Source organism: Pseudomonas pudica, from assembly GCF_015680405.1.
Classification (GTDB): domain Bacteria; phylum Pseudomonadota; class Gammaproteobacteria; order Pseudomonadales; family Pseudomonadaceae; genus Aquipseudomonas; species Aquipseudomonas pudica.
The window spans coordinates 54,000-73,536 of the sequence record NZ_JADLJS010000002.1 but is presented as its reverse complement, the minus strand read 5'-3'; the positions used below and the strand labels follow the sequence as shown (position 1 = coordinate 73,536).

Sequence of the window (19,537 nt, the reverse complement as noted above, 5' to 3'; positions counted from 1 at the left end):
AGGCAGCATGAACACTTGGTCGCGCCGTGCGCTGTTGGCCGCCGGTTTCTCCCTTACCGTTACCAGCGCCGCGTTTGCCGCGCTGTCCGATGTCGACCCGGGGCCCTACACCTTCGCCACCGGTGGCTATCCGATGTGGTACAAGGACAGCCTCGACCAGTCCCTGGAGCTGTGCCAGTCTCGTGCCACCAGTACGCGTGCGCCAGGCGCGCCAGGGGCGCCCGCCTACATGTGTACCTTGTTGCCCGAGCCCGGCATCTATGACGACGCCCTGCCGCTGGTATTCCCGGACAACTGGCCGCCAGAGATGTTCTGGTTCCTGGCTGAAACCACCATTCCGCAGGCCGGCAACAGCGGCTATGAGCTGGAGGTCTATGTAGCCGGGGTGGAGGCAGCCTTCGCCGCCGAAAACCCGGTCGATGGTGACCAGCAGAGCTTTGCCCGCATCCGTATCCGTGCTTCGGTCCCGAGCACCGGTACCTACACCATCACCCACCCGTACGGGGTGGAGACGGTCAACGTCACCACGGCAGGGCGTCGGGCGATCAACATCACCCGGGACATAGGCATTGGTGCCCCTGGCAACTTCCGGGGAGCGCTGGCCGGGGCGATCGGCCCCTGGCTGAAGGGTGTTGGCGGGCCTTATACCGAGGTCAACCCCGATACCGGCGCCATCGAAACCTACATCGGCGACCCCAATATCACCGAAGCGGTGACCGGCAGCCCCTTCAATACCAACTTCGTGCGCATCGAAGGCCCCGCTGGCACCATCCAGACCAATACCTTCTCTGTTTCCGGCAAGGTACTGGACCAGCGTGCCCAGACCCCGGTCAGCCTGGAACGCGCCACCTATTCGCGCAACGCCACCGGCACCCGCACGGAAGTGTTCGCCAAGGCGCCCAGCGCAGCCAGCCTGTGCATGCGCAATGGCATTGCCCTGGTCGGCACCCCGCCTTCGCCATGCCAGTACACCCTCACCGCCGACAACAACGGGCTGTTCTTCCACCAGCAGTCAGGCCAGGAAGCACCGCCTGCAGTGGTAGTGGTCACCGCCAGCAACAGCGCCGGTGGTACCCAGCCGACCGCGCTGTCGAGCAAGCTCACCGACGTGGTCAAGGTCAGCACCGCACGCTATGACTGGGCCAACAAGCGCCTGCTGATCGAGGCCAGTTCCAGTGATGAAGTGGCGATCCCCGACCTGCTCGCCCAGGGCTACGGTCGCCTGTCCAAGGCAGGCACGCTGCAGAGCCTGACCGTCAACGACGTGCCGCAGCCACCGGCTACCATCACGGTCAAGTCGGCACGTGGCGGCAGCGATGTCGAACCGGTGGTGGTGGTCGGCAATGCGCCGGTCGAGGCGGCCAACCAGCCACCGCTGGCCCAGGCCGATATCGGTAGCACCAGCGTCGGTATCCCGATCACCCTCAACCTGCTGCAGAACGACAGCGACCCGGACGGCAACGTGCCGCTGACCATCAGCGACCTGACCCAGCCCGGTACCGGCCTTGGCGGCGTGGTGATGAACGGCACCACCTCGGTCACCTACACCCCGCCAGCCGGGGCCACGCAACCCGTGGTGGCCACCTTCAGCTACCGGGCAGTGGACGCCAAGGGCCTGAAGTCGGAACCGGCTACTGTCACCATCAACGTAGCGCCCAACCAGGCACCAACCGCCAACCCGGAAACCGTCACCACCCTGGGCGTGCCATTGACCATCAACGTGCTGGCCAACGACACCGATCCGGAAGGCAACGTGCCGCTGACTGTCCCCGCTACCTCCCTCACCCAGCCGGCTACCGGTCGGGGCACGGTCAGTACCGACGGCACCACGGTGACTTACACCCCTCCGGCCACGGTGACCACCGCCTTCACCACCACCTTCACCTACCAGGCTCGTGACTCGCTGGGGGCGCTGTCCAACCCCAGCACCGTCACCGTCAACGTGTCGCCACGGCCCGCCGCCGAAAACTTCGCGGTCACGGCAGCCACGGTCACGGCACGCTCCAACAACCGTTACAACTGGGACCTCAGCGGTACCTCGTCGGTCACCACCGGCAACACCGTCACCGTGCGGGTTACCACCACTACCGGCGTGCAGACCCTTGGCACCGCCACGGTAGCGCTGACAGGCCGCTGGCGCCTGGCGGTGAGCAACAGCACCACGATCATCCCGACTGCGGCACCGACGGCGACGATCACCACCAGCCAGGGCACCACACGCACCGTCAACGTAACCGTGCAGTAAAGGCCGGAGGTTGCAATGAAACGCCTGTACCTCCTGCTGCTCGGCCTGGCCCTGGTGGGCCAGGCCTGCTGGGCCGAGGACCTGCTGGACAATGCCGACCTCGCGCCCGGCAACGACCTCGGCGAACCGGTGATCATCCGCCTGCTGCCGGCCGGTGCCGGTCAGGCTGCGGTGATCGAGCAGCAAGGCACGGGCAACCGCGCCGCCCTCGACCAGAACGGCCAGGCCCTGCTGGGCCGCATCGTCCAGGCCGGTGGCGCACAGGAAGCGTACATCTTGCAGGAAGGTAGTGACCTGATGGCCATCATCAGCCAACAGGGAAATGGCAACAGCGCGTCGATCCGCCAGAGCGGCAGCAGCAACAGCGCGGCCATCGAGCAGATCGGCAACGACAACAGCGCCAGCATCGTGCAGTCGGGCACAGGCCTGAACAGCTCCGTGACCCAGGCCGGCAATGGCCAGCACGTTCAGATCACCCAATACCGATAGACCTGGAGGCACCCCCATGTACAAGCTCGCTCCCTTAAGTGCCGCTATCGTCCTGGCCCTTGCAGGTCAGGCCATGGCTGCTGACAGCACCTCGTCCCAGACCCAGGACGGCAAGGAAAACATCGCCGAAGTCAGCCAGTCCCTGGCACCATTCGCTTCGGCAACCCAGACCCAGACCGGCAAGGGCAACAACCACCTGGCGGTGCAATCGGAGAGCACCAGCGATATCCAGCAGAGCGCCAACGGCCAGTACAACGCCGGCTACGCCGACCAACTGGTCGAGAACGGCAGCCAAGCCACCCAGAACGCCAGCGGCAGCTACAACGATGCCTTCGTCAGCCAGTCGCTGGGCCTGGGCAACCAGTCGCAGCAAAACCAGCAAGGCGCCGAAAACACTTCGACCGTGTGGCAGGACAGCCAGGAAGGCAGCAAGGCCGAGACCTGGCAATCCGGCCAGCGCAACGAAGCCTTCATCGAGCAGACCTTTGGTGGCAGCAACAACCGCAGCAGCATCAACCAGACAGGCCAGGAAAACTACGCCGCTGCCGAGCATCTGGGCTACGTCGATGGCGACATCCAGGTCTACCAGGATGGCACGGGCAACTGGGCGTACGGCGACCAGCGCGACGGCACCGGCGGTACCATCGGCATAGGCCAGTACGGTGGCGGCAACTCGGTGGAAGTGTGGCAGGATAACCAGACCGCCAGCCAGGCGTCGGTAACCCAGTCCGGCCAGATGAACGAAGGCTATATCGACCAGAGCTTCGGCATGAACAACAAGGTCAGCCTGTCGCAACAGGGCACAGCCAACGCCAGCTGGTCGGACCAGTTCGAGACCAACAACTCGACCACCACCATCACCCAGACCGGTAGCAACAACTTGCATTTCACCTACCAGAACGGTGAAAACCTCAACCTGACCATCAACACCAAGGGAAATGGCAACAGCGTCACTGCCAGCAACTGGAAAGGCGCCAAGATGGGCGGCCAGTTCGGTACCAACCAGAACGCCACCATCAACCAGAATGGCAATGGCAACGGCGCCAACCTGACTCAGAACGGTGACAACCAGCTGGCCACGCTGACCCAGAAAGGCACCGGCAACCAGATGGAGACCAAGCAGGCCGACATGAACAACGAGCTGTACTTCGAGCAGAACGGTACTGACAACATCCTGATCGCCGACCAGCGTGGCACCGAAAACTACGCCTACGGCAACAGCCAGGGCAATGGCAACGTAATCAACCTGGACCAGTCCGGCTACAGCAACCAGAGCTACACCAACCAGCTGTACGGTGGCGGCAACGAAGCCACCATCAAGCAGGTTGACAGCTACAACATCGCCTACGTGACCCAGGGAGGCCAGGGCAACAAGGCGTATGTCGACCAGAGCGGTGTGACCCAGACCGCGACCATCACCCAGCTGGGCAGCACCAACGTGGCCACTGTGACCCAGCAGTAGATCGCTCCCCCCTTGAACCGCGGTGCTCCTCTCCCTGGTGCCGCGGTTCCTTTTTATTTCTGTCACAACTCCTTTTTTATTGTTTTAGCGAGGGCCTTGCAGGAGCAGCCTTGTGCTGCGAAGTGGCCGGCAATGACTATACATATCCGTTGCCTGCACCGGCCTCTTCGCAGCACAAGGCTGCTCCTGCAAAGCGGGGCGTCTTGTCCACCCGCGAATAGGCCAAGCCTGCCAAGCGCATTACAATGGCCCCCAACCAAGCCGATGCCCAATCCCATGATCCAGTCCGACCTCGACCTGTTCGGTCCCCAGCCGCAACACCTGGCCAGCCACACCGTGCTGCTGCCCGGCTTCGCCCTGGCCGAGATCGAGGCCTTGCTCGATGCCCTGCGCCCGGTGCTGCGTGCCGCGCCGTTCCGGCACATGCACACTCCGGGAGGCCTGCGCATGGCGGTAGGGTTGACCAACTGCGGCACGCTGGGTTGGGTCAGTGACGAACACGGCTACCGCTACAGCCCCAGCGACCCGCTCACCGGCAACCCCTGGCCCGCCCTGCCCCTCGTGTTGCTCGAGCTCGCCGCCCGCGCCGCAAGCATGGCCGGGTTCGAAGGTTTCGTGCCGGATGCCTGCCTGGTCAACCATTACCTGCCGGGCACCCGCCTGAGCCTCCACCAGGACCGCGACGAGCGGGACTTTGGCCAGCCGATCGTGTCGGTGTCGCTGGGCTTGCCGGCAGTGTTCCTGTTCGGTGGCCTGCAGCGCGCCGACAAGACCCAGCGCATTCCGCTGAGCCATGGCGATGTGCTGGTGTGGGGTGGCGAGGACCGCTTGCGCTTTCACGGCGTGCTCCCGATCAAGCCCGGCATCCATCCGCGCCTGGGTGAGCGGCGGATCAACCTGACCTTGCGCAAGGCCGGTGGCTGAATCGGACCAACGGCCCGTCACCCGGCGCAAACAGGATGAACGCGCATGAAACGCGTTGAACATCTTGGCCAGGCAAGCTTCAAACGATAAGCCGCCCTATTCAGCCGGAGCCCGTTATGCCCTGCCAACCCTGTTTCCCGACACCTCACAGCGGAGCCGCGCGCCCATGAAGATGCCCTGCCGCGCCCCCAATGCCTCATTGCAACTCGATTACGTACGCGACACCCTGTTCGGCCCGGTGGCACAAAGCGTGGAATGTCAGTGCCAGCTCGCTGCCCTCGAGCTGCAGGGCCGCCCGGGCCTGCGCCTGCACATCTGCCCGCCGCTGCCCGACAAGGTCGACCGTGCCCACAGCGTGGCCTTCGTCTGGGACGGACGCAGCTACCACGGCGTGGTTCGCGACCAGGGCAAGTGCGGCGATGGCGGCCTGAACCTGCTGCTGGAACTGCTGTAAGACGATCAACGGCGAGCAACCCGGCTGAACCCAGCAGGTGCGGCACGTCTCCATAGCAAAAGGGCTCACGCCCGCCGGAGAACGCGGAGAACGCCGATGAACAGTCCTTTGCTCAAGCTCTTCACTCACCCCGCCGACGCCTGGCTGGAAATCCGCCGGGCCGAGGAAGACCACCCGCAGCAGTATCTGCCGCGCCTGCTGGCCCTGGCGTTGATCCCCGCGGTGTGCCTGTTCGTGGGCACCACCACCTTCGGCTGGAGCCTGGCGGCCGAGGAACGGGTGCGCCTGAGCATGGCCAGCGCCGCGCAACTGGCGGGCCTGCTCTATGCCACCACGGTCGTCGGGGTGATGTTGATGGGCACCATGATCCGCTGGATGTCGCGCGGTTTCGATGCACAGCCCAGCCTCAACCAGTGCATCGGCTTTGCCGCCTACTGCGCCACACCATGGTTCTTTGCCGGGGTGGTCGGCCTGCTGCCGATCCGCTGGCTGGCGTTGGCGGCGCTGCTGGCAGCCTCGGCCTATGCCAGCGTGTTGCTGTATGGCGGGTTGCAGACCTTCCTGCGCCTGAAGAAGGAACAGGCCATGCTGTTTGCGACCTGCGTATGGGGGGTGGGGTTGCTGCTGCTGGTGACCATCCTGGTGGCGATGATCCTGTTCTGGTTCAACGGCCTGATGCCGGAATATGTGCGCCCGGCCAGCCTGGGCTGACCAGGGCGCGGCAGGTGCCTCAGGCAATCGCCTTGAGTGGCGCCGGGTGGCTGTCACGCAGTGCGTGCAGCTGCCCCACCAGGTTGACCAGGTCGCGGCAACTGTTGAGGCTTTGCAGGGGGACCCCGCTTAGGGTCACGCTCTCCTCGAGACTCTGGCCCTGACACAGGCGGATGGTCAGGTTGGCGCCGTCCGTGCAGCTGACTTCGCAACGGTCGGGCAGGCAGGCCTGCTCGATCATCTGCCGCATTTCTAGCATCGAAACTCCTATCAACGACATGGTACGACCCTCTCTTTGGGATGGCCTGTTGTGTGAGTACGCCTTTGTCGGGCGAGGCGCCAATTGATATTGCGCATGCCGGGGCAGGCATCCATGCGCCTGGGCAATGATCATGCGGGGAATCATCTAGCACCTTAGTGGAAGATTGCCTGCGCAGGCCGGGTGTTCGAACGCAATGGCAGACTTAACGACGAGCGGTGTCGGCAGGCCCCAGCGACGCCCAGAGATGTTGCGCCGCATAGGCGCGCCACGGTCGCCAGGCCAGGGCTCGTTGCGCCAGTTGGGCGTCGTCTCCTTCGAGCAGGCGCAACGCCTTGACCAGCGCCACGTCGCCCAGCGGCAAGGCATCGGCCGCGCCGGCCTGACGCAACGCCAGGTAGTGCGCGCTCCAGGGGCCGATCCCCTTGAGTTGGCACAGCTTGCGCAGCAGTTGATCCAGCTCTTGCCCGCGGCGTAGCAATCCAGGCTCGGCCAGCAAGGCACTGGCCAGCGTGCCCAGAGTGGCGGCGCGCGCCCGCGGCATGCCCATGCCATCGAACTGCGCAGCCGCCAGTACCTGCAACGCCGGGAACACATGGCTCAGGCCCGGTGCAGGCCAGCGCAAGGGCATGCCGTGGCGTTGCACCAGGCGTCCGGCCAGGGTCATGGCCCCGGCCACACTGACCTGCTGCCCCAGCACTGTGCGCATGGCCTGCTCGCAAGCGTCCCAGCCTTGCGGCACGCGCAGGCCTGGGCGTTCCTGTAGCAGGCGGGCCATCAGCGGATCGCGGGACAGTACGGCATTGATGCGCGCGGGGTCGGCATCGAGGTCGAAGACCCGCCTGAGCCTGGCAGTCAGGCCGGGTAGCGCGCGGGCCGGAACGCCTTCAAGGTGGACCCGCAGGTACTGGCTGCCCGAAGGTGTGGCGTGCAAGACGGCGTGGCGGCCGGCAATTACCAGGGTACGGCGGTAGGTACCGTCAAGGCAGGTCTCGATGCCGGGGATGCAGCGGGCAGCGAGGAAGGCCAGAGTCGAGGGCCAATGGTAAGGGGCGCGATAGCGCAGCCACAGAATTTGGTGGCCAGGGGTGGGTAACGATCGGCGCACTGCGTGCAAGGGGGTGAGCTTGAGCATGGCTGCATCATGCCAGCAAATGTAATGCCTGTACCGACGCTATCACCAGCAAGCCAGCACTTACAGGTACAGCGTCGCTCTCGAGATTGTCGCTGTACCTGTGGCAGTTGGCTTGCCGGCGATAGAGCACGGACAGCCATTCAGTCAACCAGGATCAATGCGCCGCACCATCCCGTGCATCCTGCATCTGCCCGAACCGCCCGGCATGGAAGTCGTCGAACGACTCCGCAATTTCTGCCTGGCTGTTCATCACGAACGGGCCATAACCCACGATCGGCTCGTCGATCGGCTCACCGCTTAGCAGCAGCAGGCTGGCACCTTCCAGCGCTTCGACGGCAACATCCTCACCGGCGCGGTCAAACAGCACCAGGCTGGCTGGGCCGGCTTCGCGCTCGCCGTTGATCCGCACATTGCCGCGCAACACCACCAGCGCCGCATTGCGCCCGGCGGCAACCGGCAATTGCACGGTTGCACCGGCATGCAGGCGCATGTCCCAGACATCCATGGCGGTAAAGGTCCGCGCCGGCCCCGAATGCCCACGATATTCGCCTGCAATCACCCGCAGGCTGCCGCCCTCGCCGTCCAGCGCCACCACCGGGATGTCCTCGGCCAGCAGCGTCTGGTAGCCAGCCGCTGCGCGCTTGTCCCGCGCCGGCAGGTTCACCCACAGTTGTACCATCTCCAGCGTACCGCCAGTGCGGGCGAAGCCTGGGGAGTGGAACTCTTCATGGATGATGCCGTTGGCAGCAGTCATCCACTGCACGTCACCGGGGCCGATCAAGCCGCCAGCGCCGGTGGAGTCGCGGTGCTCCAGTTCGCCCTGGTAAACGATGGTCACGGTCTCGAAGCCTCGGTGCGGGTGCTGGCCAACGCCGCGCCGTGCACTGGTCGAGGTGAAGTCATGAGGGCCAGCATAGTCCAGCAGCAAGAACGGGCTGATCTTGCTGGCCAGGTTGTCGTAGGTGAACAGGCTGCGCACCGGGAAACCATCACCTACCCAATGAGCGTGGGGGCTGCGGTGAATACCCAGAATCGTTTTCATGAGAAGGCTCCTCTCTTGGTTGAGATAACCTTACCAGTGATACCAATCAAGCAATAGTTGGCTTCAATGGCATGCATCGTCTCATTAAAAGGACAATCAGAAAAACACGGCGTGAAGTATCGGATGCCCCGGGTACTGCGACCTCAACCAATGCTCCAGCTTCAACGAAAAGGCTTGCCCCCGCACCCTGAGTTCCCGATAGACCGGATCCGCCATTGCCTGGCCTGGGGTCAGTCTGTCCAGATGAAGGCGATTTTCCACCGAGGAAATCAACTCGAGAAAGACTGCGTAGTCTTCGAACAGACCCACGCTATACGGGTTGGAATGACCGAGCATTGCCAGGCGTTGCAAAGGGGTAAGGGCCAGCAGTTGTTGAAGGCGCATGATCTTCGACGGCGCCGGAAGGCCATGGACCTCGGCAATCGCCACGATGCCGCCTGCAAAAAGCAGTTTTCGCGAAAATTGCAGTTTGATGTTGCGTACCCCCCATGCCTTGCCTTCGGCCCTCTTTTCCTCGAAGTTCGCCATGAGGGTGCGGTAGTAGCGGATCAGGTCGTTAAGCAGGAACCTGGCAAGCCCGCTGCCATGGTCGTCAGGTACATAACGGCACAGCAGGTCATGCTGCCACCGGGCAAAGGCTCCATGCCCGAAGAGAGGCCGGCCTTCGAGCAACATCAGCATCCGCCTGGTCAGCGCGGTATTGTCTTCGCACTTCCAGCCTATGTGTTCACTCAAGTCCGAGTACAGCGCCAACGCCTCTCGGCCGAATTTCGCCTCGTCGCTTTCCCCCGGATGGCTGATGGGCCGAACAAGGTCGCCGACCTGGCGCAGTATGTCGTCCAGACGTTCCGCCGGCAGACTGCTGTCATGAACAATGAAGAAGTCGATGTCCGAAACAGGGGAAACCTCGCATCGGCCATAGGAGCCCACACTGACCACGGCCAGAGGAGCCCGCCCCGCCAGTGGTGCAAGCGGGCTGCACATGGCCTGCCTGAGTGACTCGATTGTCTTGCAGGAATAGTCGTAGCGCTTTTGCAGATACGATGGCTGTAGCAAGGTCTTGCTGGTCATGTTCATACGCTCGGGCAAAGCCCAAGATTACTCACGCCTTTACTCTCGGCACTGTCTGGAAAAACTATCCCGCCGGTCCCTGCAGCAGGAAGGCCTGCACTTCTTCAGCACAAGCCTCAGGATGTTCCTGCATGAAGCAGTGTCCACCTGCAACCTGCCTGGCGCTCACCTGAGGGTTCAGCGCCGCCAGGCGGCTCACCGAATGGTGCACGAAGGGGTAGGTGTGCTCGCCGTACAGCACTTGAGTGGGCGTGCGGATCGCCGCCAGGCTTGCCCACATGCGCTTGGGGAAGGAACTGAAGATTTCCACTTCGCGGCTGGGGCGGCATTTGAGCACTACCGCATCGCCGCAGTCGCCGATGGCATGCTCGACGTAGGCCCGCAGCGCCGCATCGGTCCACCCCTTGAAGATGCCCCGCCCATGCAGCGAAGCCTGGGCTGCCTCGCGGTCGGGCCAGTGACTGCGACGGCTGGCGGCCTTGCGTGCCAGGGCGTGACGCCGGTGCAAGCCAACCAGGGCTGCCACCCCCATCACACCCAGCATGCGCCGGCTGAACAGTACCGGGTCGAGCAGCACGGCACGGGTGAACAGTTGCGGCTCACTGGCCAGGATCAGGCCGGTAAGCACACCACCGAAGCTGTGCCCGACGGCAAAACGCGGCACGTCGCCATACTCGCTTCGCCCGGCTGCGAAAGCCTCCAGCGCAAGCGCAGCGGTGCGGTTCCAGCCACGAAATACCCCGCCATGGTCACTGTCACCATGGCCCTGGACATCGCTGAGCCACAGGTCGAAATGTTCACCCAGGCGCATCAGCAATGGCTGGTAGGCCAGGCAGCAGAAACCGTTGCCGTGCAAAAAATGCAGCAGCGGCTTGCCACTGGCCGGGGTTCGCCAGCCACGCAGGGTGAAGCCTTCGGTGCATTCGTGGGACCAGGGGATCAACTGCATCGGTTTGCTGTACTCGCGGGGTCAGGAAAACGCCGATTCTACAAACAGCAGCGGGTACAGTGAAATCACCAGCAACAAGGCCATCAGGACATTGAACAGCATCAGCCAGCGCGGGTTCTGCAACAGGTTGCGCAGGGCACTGCCGAACATCACCCACACCCCGACACTCGGCAGGTTGACCAAGGCAAACAAGGCGGCAATGACAATGACGTTGGTTACATAGCCTTGCGCCGGCGTGTAGGTAGTGATTGCCCCGACAGCCATCACCCAGGCCTTGGGGTTGACCCACTGGAATGCCGCCGCCCCCCAGAAGCCCAGCGGTTTGCGGGCACTGGACGAAGCTGTGCCGACCGGCCCCGAAGTGGCGATCTTCCAGGCCAGGTACAGCAGATAGACGGCACCGGTATAGCGCAAGACCGTGTACAGCGCCGGCCAGGCCTTGAACACCTCGCCCAGGCCCAGGCCAACAGCCAGCACCATTACCATGAAACCGACGCTGATCCCCATCGCGTGGGGAATGGAGCGGCGCACACCGAAGTTGACGCCCGAGGCCAAAAGCATGGTGTTGTTGGGGCCAGGAGTGATGGAGGACACGAAAGCAAACAGCACGAAGGCGGTGAGCAGGTCGGCAGAGGCAAGCATGGCAGGCATTCCACATTCTTTATGGGTGCTGTCACACTAACGGAGTCGCCCTTCTCCGCGACCGATACAGTTCCACTAAATTGTGTAGATACACATCGCTGTACCGCTACCACCAGACCAAGGAAGCCGTCCACCATGAGCCTCACCATCCGCCCTGCCGTTCGCGCCGATGCCGAGCAGATCCTGGCCTTCATCACCGAACTGGCCGAGTACGAACGCGCTCGCCACGAGGTGATCGCGAGCGTTGCCGATATCGAGCACAGCCTTTTTGGCGAGGGCAGCACCGTGCACAGCCTGATTTGCGAGCGCAATGGCCAGGCAATCGGCTTTGCCGTGTATTTCTACAGCTACTCGACCTGGCTCGGGCGCAACGGCATCTACCTGGAAGACCTGTACATAACGCCCGAGCAACGCGGCGACGGTGCCGGGCGGCAATTGCTGAGGCACATTGCCCGCGAAGCGGTTGCGAAGAATTGCGGGCGGCTGGAATGGAGCGTGCTGGACTGGAACGAGCCGGCGATTGGCTTCTACCAGAAGCTGGGGGCCGAAGCGCAGGATGAGTGGGTGCGCTACCGGCTGGATGGGGAGAAGCTGGCGGCGTTTGCCCAGGGGTGACCGAGAGCGCTTCGCAATCCCTGTGGGAGCGGCCTTGTGTCGCGAAAGGGCTGCAAAGCAGCCCCAGCAATTTCAACTGTCACGCATCAATCCTGGGGCCGCTTTGCGGCCCTTTCGCGACACAAGGCCGCTCCCACAAGAACAGCGACAACCTCGAGAGCAACGCTGAGCCTGTGTAGGCTTTAGCCGCGAACGCTAGCGCAGCCGGTGCCATGCACAGAGTACCCGCAGCGCCCGCAAACTCGATTCTGGCAATTGACGGCAGCCCCGCCCCATGGTCTCCTTATGCCTCGCGTTCAGGTGCCCCCATGGGGGTGAAACGGGAAACCGGTGCGTCGCAGGCCCTCCAGCAGGGCCGGACAAGGCCGGTGCTGCCCCCGCAACGGTAAGCGAGCGAAGCGTCTGTACCACTGTGCCCGATCACCCGGCATGGGAAGGTGACGCCTTCCAGGAGCCTGGCTCCTCCTCGCAAGCCCGGAGACCGGCCTGGCGTTCATGAACACCCCGCGGAGGGCGGGCGCTGTTGCATTCCCCTGGGCCGTCATGCTCGGGGCTGCCGCGCTTGCCCATTGCCCACAAAAAGCAGAGGAACGCGTCATGCCCGTCACCAGCGCCAAGCAACACAGCATCACTACCCCCGTCACCCTCAGCCAACGTGTCGTCATCGCCGTCGGCGCCAGCCTGCTGGGCCTGTGCCTGGTGTACTTCGCCGGCTTCTCGCACATCGAGGCCGTGCACAACGCCGCCCATGACACCCGCCACAGCGCCGCCTTCCCCTGCCACTGAGTACGCCCGATGATCACACGCATTGCCCGTACCGCGGGCTTCAGCGGGTTGCTGGCGGCCTTGCTGCTGACCTTGCTGCAAAGCTTCTGGGTCGCCCCGCTTATCCTCGAGGCAGAAACCTACGAATCCTCGGCCCCGGTTGCCCAGCACGAGCATGCCGGCGAAGTGGCCGCCCATGAACACAGCGCCGAAGCCTGGTCGCCTGAAGACGGCTGGCAGCGTGTGCTGTCGACCACTGGCGGCAACCTGGTGGTCGCGGTCGGCTTCGCCCTGATCCTCACCGCCCTGTACAGCCTGCGCGAACCCAAACGTGCCGGCACCGGCGCACTGTGGGGCCTGGCCGGTTTCGCCGTGTTCTGCCTGGCCCCAACCCTGGGCCTGCCGCCGGAGCTGCCGGGTACCGCAGCCGCCGACCTGGGACAGCGCCAGGCCTGGTGGATAGGCACCGCGAGCGCCACCGCGCTGGGCCTCGCCCTGCTGGTGTTCGCCCGCCATTGGTTGCTGAAGGCCTTGGGTGCCGTGCTGCTGGTGACTCCCCACGTGATCGGTGCGCCGCAACCAGAAGTGCACGAGAGCCTGGCCCCCGCCGCATTGGAAACCCAGTTCAAAGTGGCCTCCTGGTTGACCAACGCCGCCTTCTGGCTGGCCCTGGGCCTGCTCAGCGCCTGGCTGTTCCGGCGCTCCAGCCAGGCCTGATGCCTGCGTTTTACGCCGGCTTCGGCTGCCGCCGGGGTTGCCCGGCGGATACACTGGAAACCTTACTACGCCAGGCCTTGACCAACCAGGGCCTGGCGTTGGCCGACCTGCACGGCATCGCCAGCATCAGCCTGAAGGCCGACGAACCCGGCTTGCAGCAACTGGCCGAACGCCTCGGCGTGCCCTTGGTGTTGTACGATAGCGCGCAGTTGCAGCCCTACGAATCCCAGCTAAGCCACCGCTCCGCCGCTGCCCATGCCCACAGCGGCTGCTGGGGCGTGGCAGAGAGTGCGGCCCTGGCCCTGGCCAGCCAGCGGCTTGGCACGGCAAGATTGCTGCTGACTCGCCAGGTGCTGAGCCCGGCCACCCTCGCCCTGGCCTGTTGAGCGTTTCCCCCTCTTTCCTGCAAGGACTTTCCATGACGGTCTACTTCATAGGCGCCGGCCCCGGCGATCCGGAACTGATCACGGTCAAGGGCCAACGGCTGATCCGCCAGTGCCCGGTGATCATCTATGCCGGCTCGCTGGTACCCGCAGCCGTGCTCGAGGGCCACCAGGCCGAGACCGTGATCAACAGTGCCGAACTGCACCTGGAGCAGATCATTGCCGCCATGCGCAATGCCCATGAGCAAGGCCAGGATGTGGCCCGGGTACACAGTGGCGACCCCAGCCTGTACGGCGCCATCGGCGAGCAGATCCGCCACCTGCAGGCGCTGGGCATCGATTACCAGATCATCCCCGGGGTCACCGCCACGGCGGCCAGCGCCGCCCTGCTCGGTTGCGAACTGACCCTGCCCCAGATAGCGCAGACAGTAATCCTCACCCGCTATGGCGACAGTTCGCCGATGCCGCCCGGCGAGCAATTGGGCGACCTGGCGCGCCACGGCAGCACCCTGGCAATTCACCTGGGGGTCAAGCACCTGTCGCGTATCGTCGATGAACTGCTGCCGCACTACGGCGCGCATTGCCCGGTGGCGGTGGTGCACCGCGCCACCTGGCCGGACCAGGACTGGGTGCGCGGCACTCTTGGCGATATCGTCGAACGCGTCGCGGCCAAGGGCTTTCGGCGCACGGCGCTGATCCTGGTGGGCCATGTGCTGGGCGACGCCCCGTTTGCCGATTCTGCCTTGTACCGCGCCGGGCACGCCCACCTGTATCGCACTGGCGACTGAGCATTGCCAGGTTCGCCACGGGCGTAGCAGACTCCGGTTTCCCGCCTGCAAACAGGAGTCATGCCCATGCTGGACCTACGCCCAAACTGCGAGTGCTGCGATACCGACCTGCCCGGTGACAGCCCCGATGCGCTGATCTGCTCCTTCGAATGCACCTTCTGCCGCACCTGCGCCGAAACCCGTTTCCAGGGCCGCTGCCCGAATTGCACCGGCCAGTTGGTGGCACGCCCGACACGGGTCGGCCAGGCGCTGGTCAACAACCCTGCCTCGACCCAGCGTGTCAGCAAAGCACACTCGGTTTGCGCGTGAGCTGTTTCAAAACATTCAGAAAACGGACATCGCCGCTTTGTCAGGGTGATGTCTTTCCCACTTTTTGTAGGACTTTTCAACAACTAGCCCGGGGACTTTCAACACTTCTATACTCGGCATTACCAAATTTCGGGAATGGTCGTATCGTGCAGCGCTTCCGATAACCCCACTTGCAGACGTATTCCTGAGTGATCCAGGAAGCGGACCACATCCTGACAGGAGTTTTCTTCATGACTACCGTGCTCATCGTCGACGACCACCCCATAGTGCGACTGTCCTTGAAAATGTTGCTCGACCGCGAGCGCTTTGAGGTCGTCGGTGAAGTTGGCGATGGCAGTGAAGTCACGCAGGTGGTCCGCAGACTGCGCCCGAACGTGGTCATCCTTGACATCGGGCTTCCGGGCCTGGACGGCATGGAAGTCATCAAGCGCCTCCAAAGCCTGGAACCGGCCCCCAAGATCATGGTACTGACCGGCCAGGCCACCGACCTGTATGTACGGCGCTGCCTGGATGCCGGCATCGGCGCCTTCGTCACCAAGGACGAGGACCACGAGGCCTTGCTGTTTGCGCTGAAGGCCTTGGTCAAGGGCTACTCGACCTTCCCGCAGATGTCGGTCAACAGCAACTCGCTGGAAAGCGAGCCTATGCGCCTGGCGAGCCTGTCCAACCGGGAAATGGAAGTGCTGAGGCGCCTGTCACGCGGCGAGAACAACAAGAATATCGGCACCTGCATGAACCTCAGTGCCAAGACCATCAGCACCTACCGGGGCCGCATCATGGAAAAGCTCAAGACGGAATCGCTGGTTGAGATGGTCGACCTGGCCAAACGCAACAACGTCTACTGAGCGCTCGGTGGCAATGCAGCGCCTGCTGGCAAGCGCCCTTCTGGTCATCGGCCTGGCCAGTTCCGGCGCGCTGCTGGCCAACAGCGAACCCCGCCAGTTACTGGCACGCTCGATCAGCGCCACCGCCCCGCTCGCGCTGTCCAGCGAAGAGCGGCAATGGCTCCAGCAGCGCCAGCACCTGGTGCTGGGCAGCTCACGGCCCGACTACCCACCGCTGGAAATCAATGTCAGCCAGCGCGACTACGAAGGCCTCAGCGCAGACTACGCAGGCATCATCGCTGAACAGCTGGGCATCAACATCGAAGTCCGACGTTTCGACAGCCGCCACGAAGCCATCGCTGCGCTCCGCGACGGCCGTATCGACTTGCTGGGCAGCTCCAACGCCTTCGAGGCAGCGGATGCTCAGCTAAGCCTCAGTGCGAGCTACGCCGAAGACCTGCCGGTCATCGTCACCCGCGAGGGGCACAGCTTGAAGAACACCCCCGACCTCGCCGGCCTGCGCCTGGCCATGGTCGATCATTACCTGCCGGCCAGCAGCGTCCGCAGCCTGTACCCAAAGGCGCAATTGAGCCTGTATCGCTCGACGCTGGCCGGGCTGGCTGCCGTCGAACTGGGCGAGGCCGACGCCTATCTGGGCGATGCCATCAGTACCGACTTAGCGATTGGCAAAAGTTACCAGGGCACACTGAAGATCGACCACTTCTGCCAGGTTGCCCCTGGGGCGTTTGCCTTTGCCCTGGCCAGTGACAACTCGCGCCTGCGTCAGTTGATCGACAAGGCGCTGGCGCGCATCAGCGAAAGCGAACGCCTGAACATCCTGCGCCGCTGGAGCAGTGGCAACACCAGCCTGCTGCTGCAGCGCCACCTCACCGCCCTCACCGCCGAAGAAGAAGCCTGGATCGCCGCCAACCCAAGCGTCAGCGTGCTGGTCAACACCTCGCTGGCACCGCTCACCTTCAACGATACCCAGCACCGCCCCAGCGGCATCACCCTCGACCTGCTCAAGCAGATCTCGCTGCGCACAGGGCTGCATTTCAAGCCGGTCGAAAGCCCGTCGGCGCAGGCAATGGTCGAGCGCCTGGCGCGCGGCGATGCGCAGATGATCGGCGCACTGGGCTATAGCACGGACCGTTCGAAAAAACTGCGCTTTACCCGCCCCTACCTGGTCAGCCCGCGGGTGCTGGTCACCCGTGGCGACAATGCATTACCGGCGCAGGCCATGGTGCTGGATGGCCAGCGCATTGCCCTGGTGCGTGGCTCGCCGCAACGGGCCGTGCTGCAACAACGCTACCCAAAGGCCAGGATGGTCGAAGTGGACAACCCGCTCGGCCTGATGGAAGCCGTGGCCAACGGTGCCGCAGACGTCGCCTTGAGCAGCCATATCAATGCTGCCTACTACATCAGCCATGTTTTCAAGGACCGCCTGCGCATTGCCAGCGTGCTCGACGACGACCCGGCCATCGCCGCATTCGCCGTGGCCGCAGACCAGCCGCAGCTGCAGGCAATCCTCGACAAGGCGCTGCTGAGCATTCCACCCGAAGAACTGGACCAGTTGATCAACCGCTGGCGCATCACCACCATGGTCAGTGACAGCCCTTGGCGCGACTATCGCACCCTGGCCTTGCAGGTACTGGTGCTGTCGGCCTTGCTGCTGGCCGGTGTGGTGTTCTGGAACAGCTACCTGCGCAAGCTTATCAACCAGCGCACCGAGGCCCAGCATGCCCTGCAGGCACAGCTTGCGCTCAGCCGCGGCCTGCTGGAGCAATTGCGCCAGGCCAAGGACGACGCCGAACAGGCCAGCCAGACCAAAAGCACCTTCCTGGCCACCATGAGCCATGAAATCCGTACACCGATGAATGCCGTGATCGGCCTGCTGGAATTGGCCCTGGAAGACAGCCGCGGCGGCCGTTGCGACACCCAGACCTTGCAGACTGCCCACGATTCGGCCATCGGCCTGCTTGAGCTGATCGGCGATATTCTGGACATTTCCCGCATCGAATCCGGGCACATCACCCTGCAGCCGGTGCCCACCAACCTGGTCGAACTGGTACGCGCCACCGTGCGGGTATTCGAAGGCAATGCACGGGCCAAAGGCCTGCACTTGCACAGCGAACTGCCCGCTGCAGCGATCTGGGTTTTGGCGGATCCACTGCGCCTCAAGCAGGTCTTGTCCAACCTGATCAGCAATGCCATCAAGTTCACAGACCGCGGTGAAGTCCAGGCAAGCCTGCTGCTGCCCTCGCCCACTGACACTAACAGCCTGGCAGTGGAACTGAACGTGCGAGACACCGGCATCGGCATCAGCCCTGCCGACCAGGCCCGGCTGTTCAACGCCTTCGTCCAGGCCGACGGCCCACGGGCACGCCAGGGCGCCGGCCTGGGGCTGGTCATCAGCCGCACCCTGGCCGAGTTGATGGGCGGTAGCTTGAACCTGCAGAGCGTCGAAGGCGTTGGCACCAAGGTGCAGGTCAGCCTGCAGTTGCCCGCCTGCGCAGCACCGGTATTGGCCGAACAGCATGAGCCGGTGCTGGAAAACAGCAGCCCGCTGAACATATTGGTAGTCGACGACTACCCCGCCAACCTGCTGCTGCTGGAGCGGCAACTGCATACCTTGGGGCATCGGGTCACGCTGGCGGAGAACGGGGAAATCGCGCTGGCACGCTGGCAGGCCGCCCGCTTCGACCTGGTGATCACCGACTGCAGCATGCCGGTCATGGATGGCCACGAGCTGACCCGCCGCATCCGCAGCTTCGAGGGCGAACGCGGCCTGGCGCCTTGCCGCATTCTCGGTGTCACCGCCAACGCTCAGGCTGAGGAGCGTGCCCGCTGCCTGGCCAGCGGCATGGACGAATGCCTGTTCAAACCCATTGGCCTGCGTACGCTCAAGACCCACCTGCCCCACGCTCAATCCCGGCAACAGCCGCCAGCGCGGCGCGCCAGCGGGTTCAACCTTGGCGAACTGCGCCACCTGACCCAGGACGACGAACAACTGACGCGGAATTTGCTGGAACAGCTGACACAAAGCGTCAGCGAAGACCTGGCCACCCTGCGCACACTGGCAGCAGACGCCCCCGGCGAGGCTGTGCGCGCCCTGGCTCACCGGATCAAGGGCGGGGCGAAAATGCTCAAGGTACGCACGGTGGTCAAGGATTGCGAAGCCATCGAGCAGGCCCAGGATCAGGGCCTGCCGACGGTTGACCTGCGCCTGCAATTACAAGCCAGCCTGGAGACCCTGCTGGACGAGCTGGGCGATGCGCTCAATGCAATTGCAGCGTCGAACTGATCTGGCTGATGGCGTTTACCACGTGCCGTGAACCCTGTTGGATTTCCATGATCACGGTGCCGGCCTCGTTGGCCAGCGCAACACCATGGCCGGTACGCTTCAGGCTCGACTGCATGCTGGCCACAGCCAACAGCGACAGGTCGTGGTTCTGCCGCACCACATCAACGATTTCCAGTGTGGCCTTGCTGGTTCGTGCCGCCAGGTTGCGCACCTCGTCGGCCACCACGGCAAAACCGCGCCCATGTTCACCGGCGCGGGCAGCCTCGATGGCTGCGTTCAAGGCCAGCAGATTGGTCTGGTCGGCGATACCGCGGATGGTCAGCACGATCTGCCCGATCACATCCGACTGCTTGCTCACCGCATCGATGCTGCGTGCCGCGTCGTTGAGTTCATTGGAAATCTGTTCGATCACCTGCACCGCCTGCTGTACCACCTCGGTTCCCTTGCGC

The 19,537-nt window shown here is 63.9% G+C and carries 20 protein-coding genes, 1 pseudogene and 1 riboswitch; of the genes and pseudogenes, 14 read left to right on the top strand and 7 right to left on the bottom strand.

The annotated features are described in order from the left end of the window. Positions 1-7 precede the first annotated feature (7 nt). The 6 genes from IRZ77_RS01935 (at position 8) to IRZ77_RS01910 (ending at position 6,285) form a co-directional block, all read left to right on the top strand. Entirely contained in the window at positions 8-2,245 is a 2,238-nt protein-coding gene (locus IRZ77_RS01935) for an Ig-like domain-containing protein (protein ID WP_085600879.1), read from the top strand. A gap of 15 nt (positions 2,246-2,260) precedes the next feature. Beyond that, positions 2,261-2,734: a curlin gene (locus IRZ77_RS01930; protein WP_085600877.1), complete on the top strand. Its 474-nt coding sequence runs from the start codon at positions 2,261-2,263 to the stop codon at positions 2,732-2,734. 16 nt (positions 2,735-2,750) lie between these two features. Then, entirely contained in the window at positions 2,751-4,196 is a 1,446-nt protein-coding gene (locus IRZ77_RS01925) for a curlin (protein WP_196172767.1), read from the top strand. A 276-nt stretch (positions 4,197-4,472) separates the two neighbouring features. Beyond that, complete coding sequence (gene alkB, locus IRZ77_RS01920; RefSeq protein ID WP_085600873.1) at positions 4,473-5,120, top strand: DNA oxidative demethylase AlkB; 648 nt, start codon at positions 4,473-4,475, stop codon at positions 5,118-5,120. Positions 5,121-5,286: 166 nt separating this feature from the next. Next, the gene (locus IRZ77_RS01915) at positions 5,287-5,574 is read left to right on the top strand and encodes a hypothetical protein (RefSeq protein ID WP_046614285.1); all 288 of its coding nucleotides are present in this window, start codon (positions 5,287-5,289) and stop codon (positions 5,572-5,574) included. Positions 5,575-5,670: 96 nt separating this feature from the next. Further along, positions 5,671-6,285 (top strand): Yip1 family protein, encoded by a 615-nt coding sequence (locus IRZ77_RS01910; RefSeq protein ID WP_046614286.1) that lies wholly within the window; start codon positions 5,671-5,673, stop codon positions 6,283-6,285. A gap of 19 nt (positions 6,286-6,304) precedes the next feature. Here IRZ77_RS01910 and IRZ77_RS01905 read toward each other — a convergent pair whose 3' ends face one another. The 6 genes from IRZ77_RS01905 to IRZ77_RS01880 form a co-directional block, all read right to left on the bottom strand. Beyond that, on the bottom strand, positions 6,305-6,565 hold the full coding sequence (locus IRZ77_RS01905; protein WP_046614287.1) for a DUF1652 domain-containing protein: 261 nt from the start codon (positions 6,563-6,565) through the stop codon (positions 6,305-6,307). Positions 6,566-6,749: 184 nt separating this feature from the next. Next, complete coding sequence (locus IRZ77_RS01900) at positions 6,750-7,679, bottom strand: DNA-3-methyladenine glycosylase family protein (protein ID WP_196172764.1); 930 nt, start codon at positions 7,677-7,679, stop codon at positions 6,750-6,752. A 154-nt stretch (positions 7,680-7,833) separates the two neighbouring features. Further along, positions 7,834-8,721, bottom strand: coding sequence for a pirin family protein (locus IRZ77_RS01895; protein WP_196172763.1), 888 nt, complete (start codon positions 8,719-8,721; stop codon positions 7,834-7,836). Positions 8,722-8,817: 96 nt separating this feature from the next. Beyond that, entirely contained in the window at positions 8,818-9,792 is a 975-nt protein-coding gene (locus tag IRZ77_RS01890; protein ID WP_046614388.1) for a nucleotidyltransferase family protein, read from the bottom strand. A 64-nt stretch (positions 9,793-9,856) separates the two neighbouring features. Continuing rightward, positions 9,857-10,741 (bottom strand): alpha/beta fold hydrolase, encoded by an 885-nt coding sequence (locus IRZ77_RS01885; protein WP_046614289.1) that lies wholly within the window; start codon positions 10,739-10,741, stop codon positions 9,857-9,859. Between the two features lie 21 nt (positions 10,742-10,762). Then, positions 10,763-11,392, bottom strand: coding sequence for a LysE family translocator (locus tag IRZ77_RS01880; RefSeq protein ID WP_046614290.1), 630 nt, complete (start codon positions 11,390-11,392; stop codon positions 10,763-10,765). A gap of 126 nt (positions 11,393-11,518) precedes the next feature. Between IRZ77_RS01880 and IRZ77_RS01875 the strand changes: the two genes are divergently transcribed. The 8 genes from IRZ77_RS01875 to IRZ77_RS01840 all read left to right on the top strand — a co-directional run bounded on the left by IRZ77_RS01875 (position 11,519) and on the right by IRZ77_RS01840 (position 19,088). Continuing rightward, positions 11,519-11,998, top strand: a complete 480-nt coding sequence (locus tag IRZ77_RS01875) for a GNAT family N-acetyltransferase (RefSeq protein ID WP_135002480.1) — start codon at positions 11,519-11,521, stop codon at positions 11,996-11,998. A 281-nt stretch (positions 11,999-12,279) separates the two neighbouring features. Beyond that, positions 12,280-12,502, top strand: a riboswitch (cobalamin riboswitch). Between the two features lie 93 nt (positions 12,503-12,595). Beyond that, a complete protein-coding gene (locus tag IRZ77_RS01870) occupies positions 12,596-12,784 on the top strand; it encodes a CbtB domain-containing protein (RefSeq protein ID WP_025339304.1) in 189 nt (62 codons plus the stop codon). Positions 12,785-12,793: 9 nt separating this feature from the next. After that, on the top strand, positions 12,794-13,480 hold the full coding sequence (locus IRZ77_RS01865; protein ID WP_046614292.1) for a CbtA family protein: 687 nt from the start codon (positions 12,794-12,796) through the stop codon (positions 13,478-13,480). Further along, entirely contained in the window at positions 13,480-13,866 is a 387-nt protein-coding gene (locus tag IRZ77_RS01860) for a cobalamin biosynthesis protein (RefSeq protein ID WP_046614293.1), read from the top strand. Before IRZ77_RS01865 ends, IRZ77_RS01860 begins: the two co-directional genes overlap by 1 nt. Positions 13,867-13,898: 32 nt before the next feature. Further along, on the top strand, positions 13,899-14,651 hold the full coding sequence (gene cobM, locus IRZ77_RS01855; protein WP_046614294.1) for a precorrin-4 C(11)-methyltransferase: 753 nt from the start codon (positions 13,899-13,901) through the stop codon (positions 14,649-14,651). A gap of 66 nt (positions 14,652-14,717) precedes the next feature. Continuing rightward, positions 14,718-14,960: a DUF1272 domain-containing protein gene (locus tag IRZ77_RS01850; protein ID WP_046614295.1), complete on the top strand. Its 243-nt coding sequence runs from the start codon at positions 14,718-14,720 to the stop codon at positions 14,958-14,960. Between the two features lie 230 nt (positions 14,961-15,190). After that, positions 15,191-15,805, top strand: coding sequence for a response regulator transcription factor (locus IRZ77_RS01845; protein ID WP_046614296.1), 615 nt, complete (start codon positions 15,191-15,193; stop codon positions 15,803-15,805). A 13-nt stretch (positions 15,806-15,818) separates the two neighbouring features. Beyond that, on the top strand, positions 15,819-19,088 hold the full coding sequence (locus IRZ77_RS01840; protein WP_196172818.1) for a transporter substrate-binding domain-containing protein: 3,270 nt from the start codon (positions 15,819-15,821) through the stop codon (positions 19,086-19,088). Here the strand turns inward: IRZ77_RS01840 and IRZ77_RS27240 are convergent. After that, positions 19,063-19,494, bottom strand: a pseudogene (locus IRZ77_RS27240) (methyl-accepting chemotaxis protein); the annotation flags it as partial. The gene IRZ77_RS01840 and the pseudogene IRZ77_RS27240 overlap by 26 nt on opposite strands. Positions 19,495-19,537: the final 43 nt, after the last annotated feature.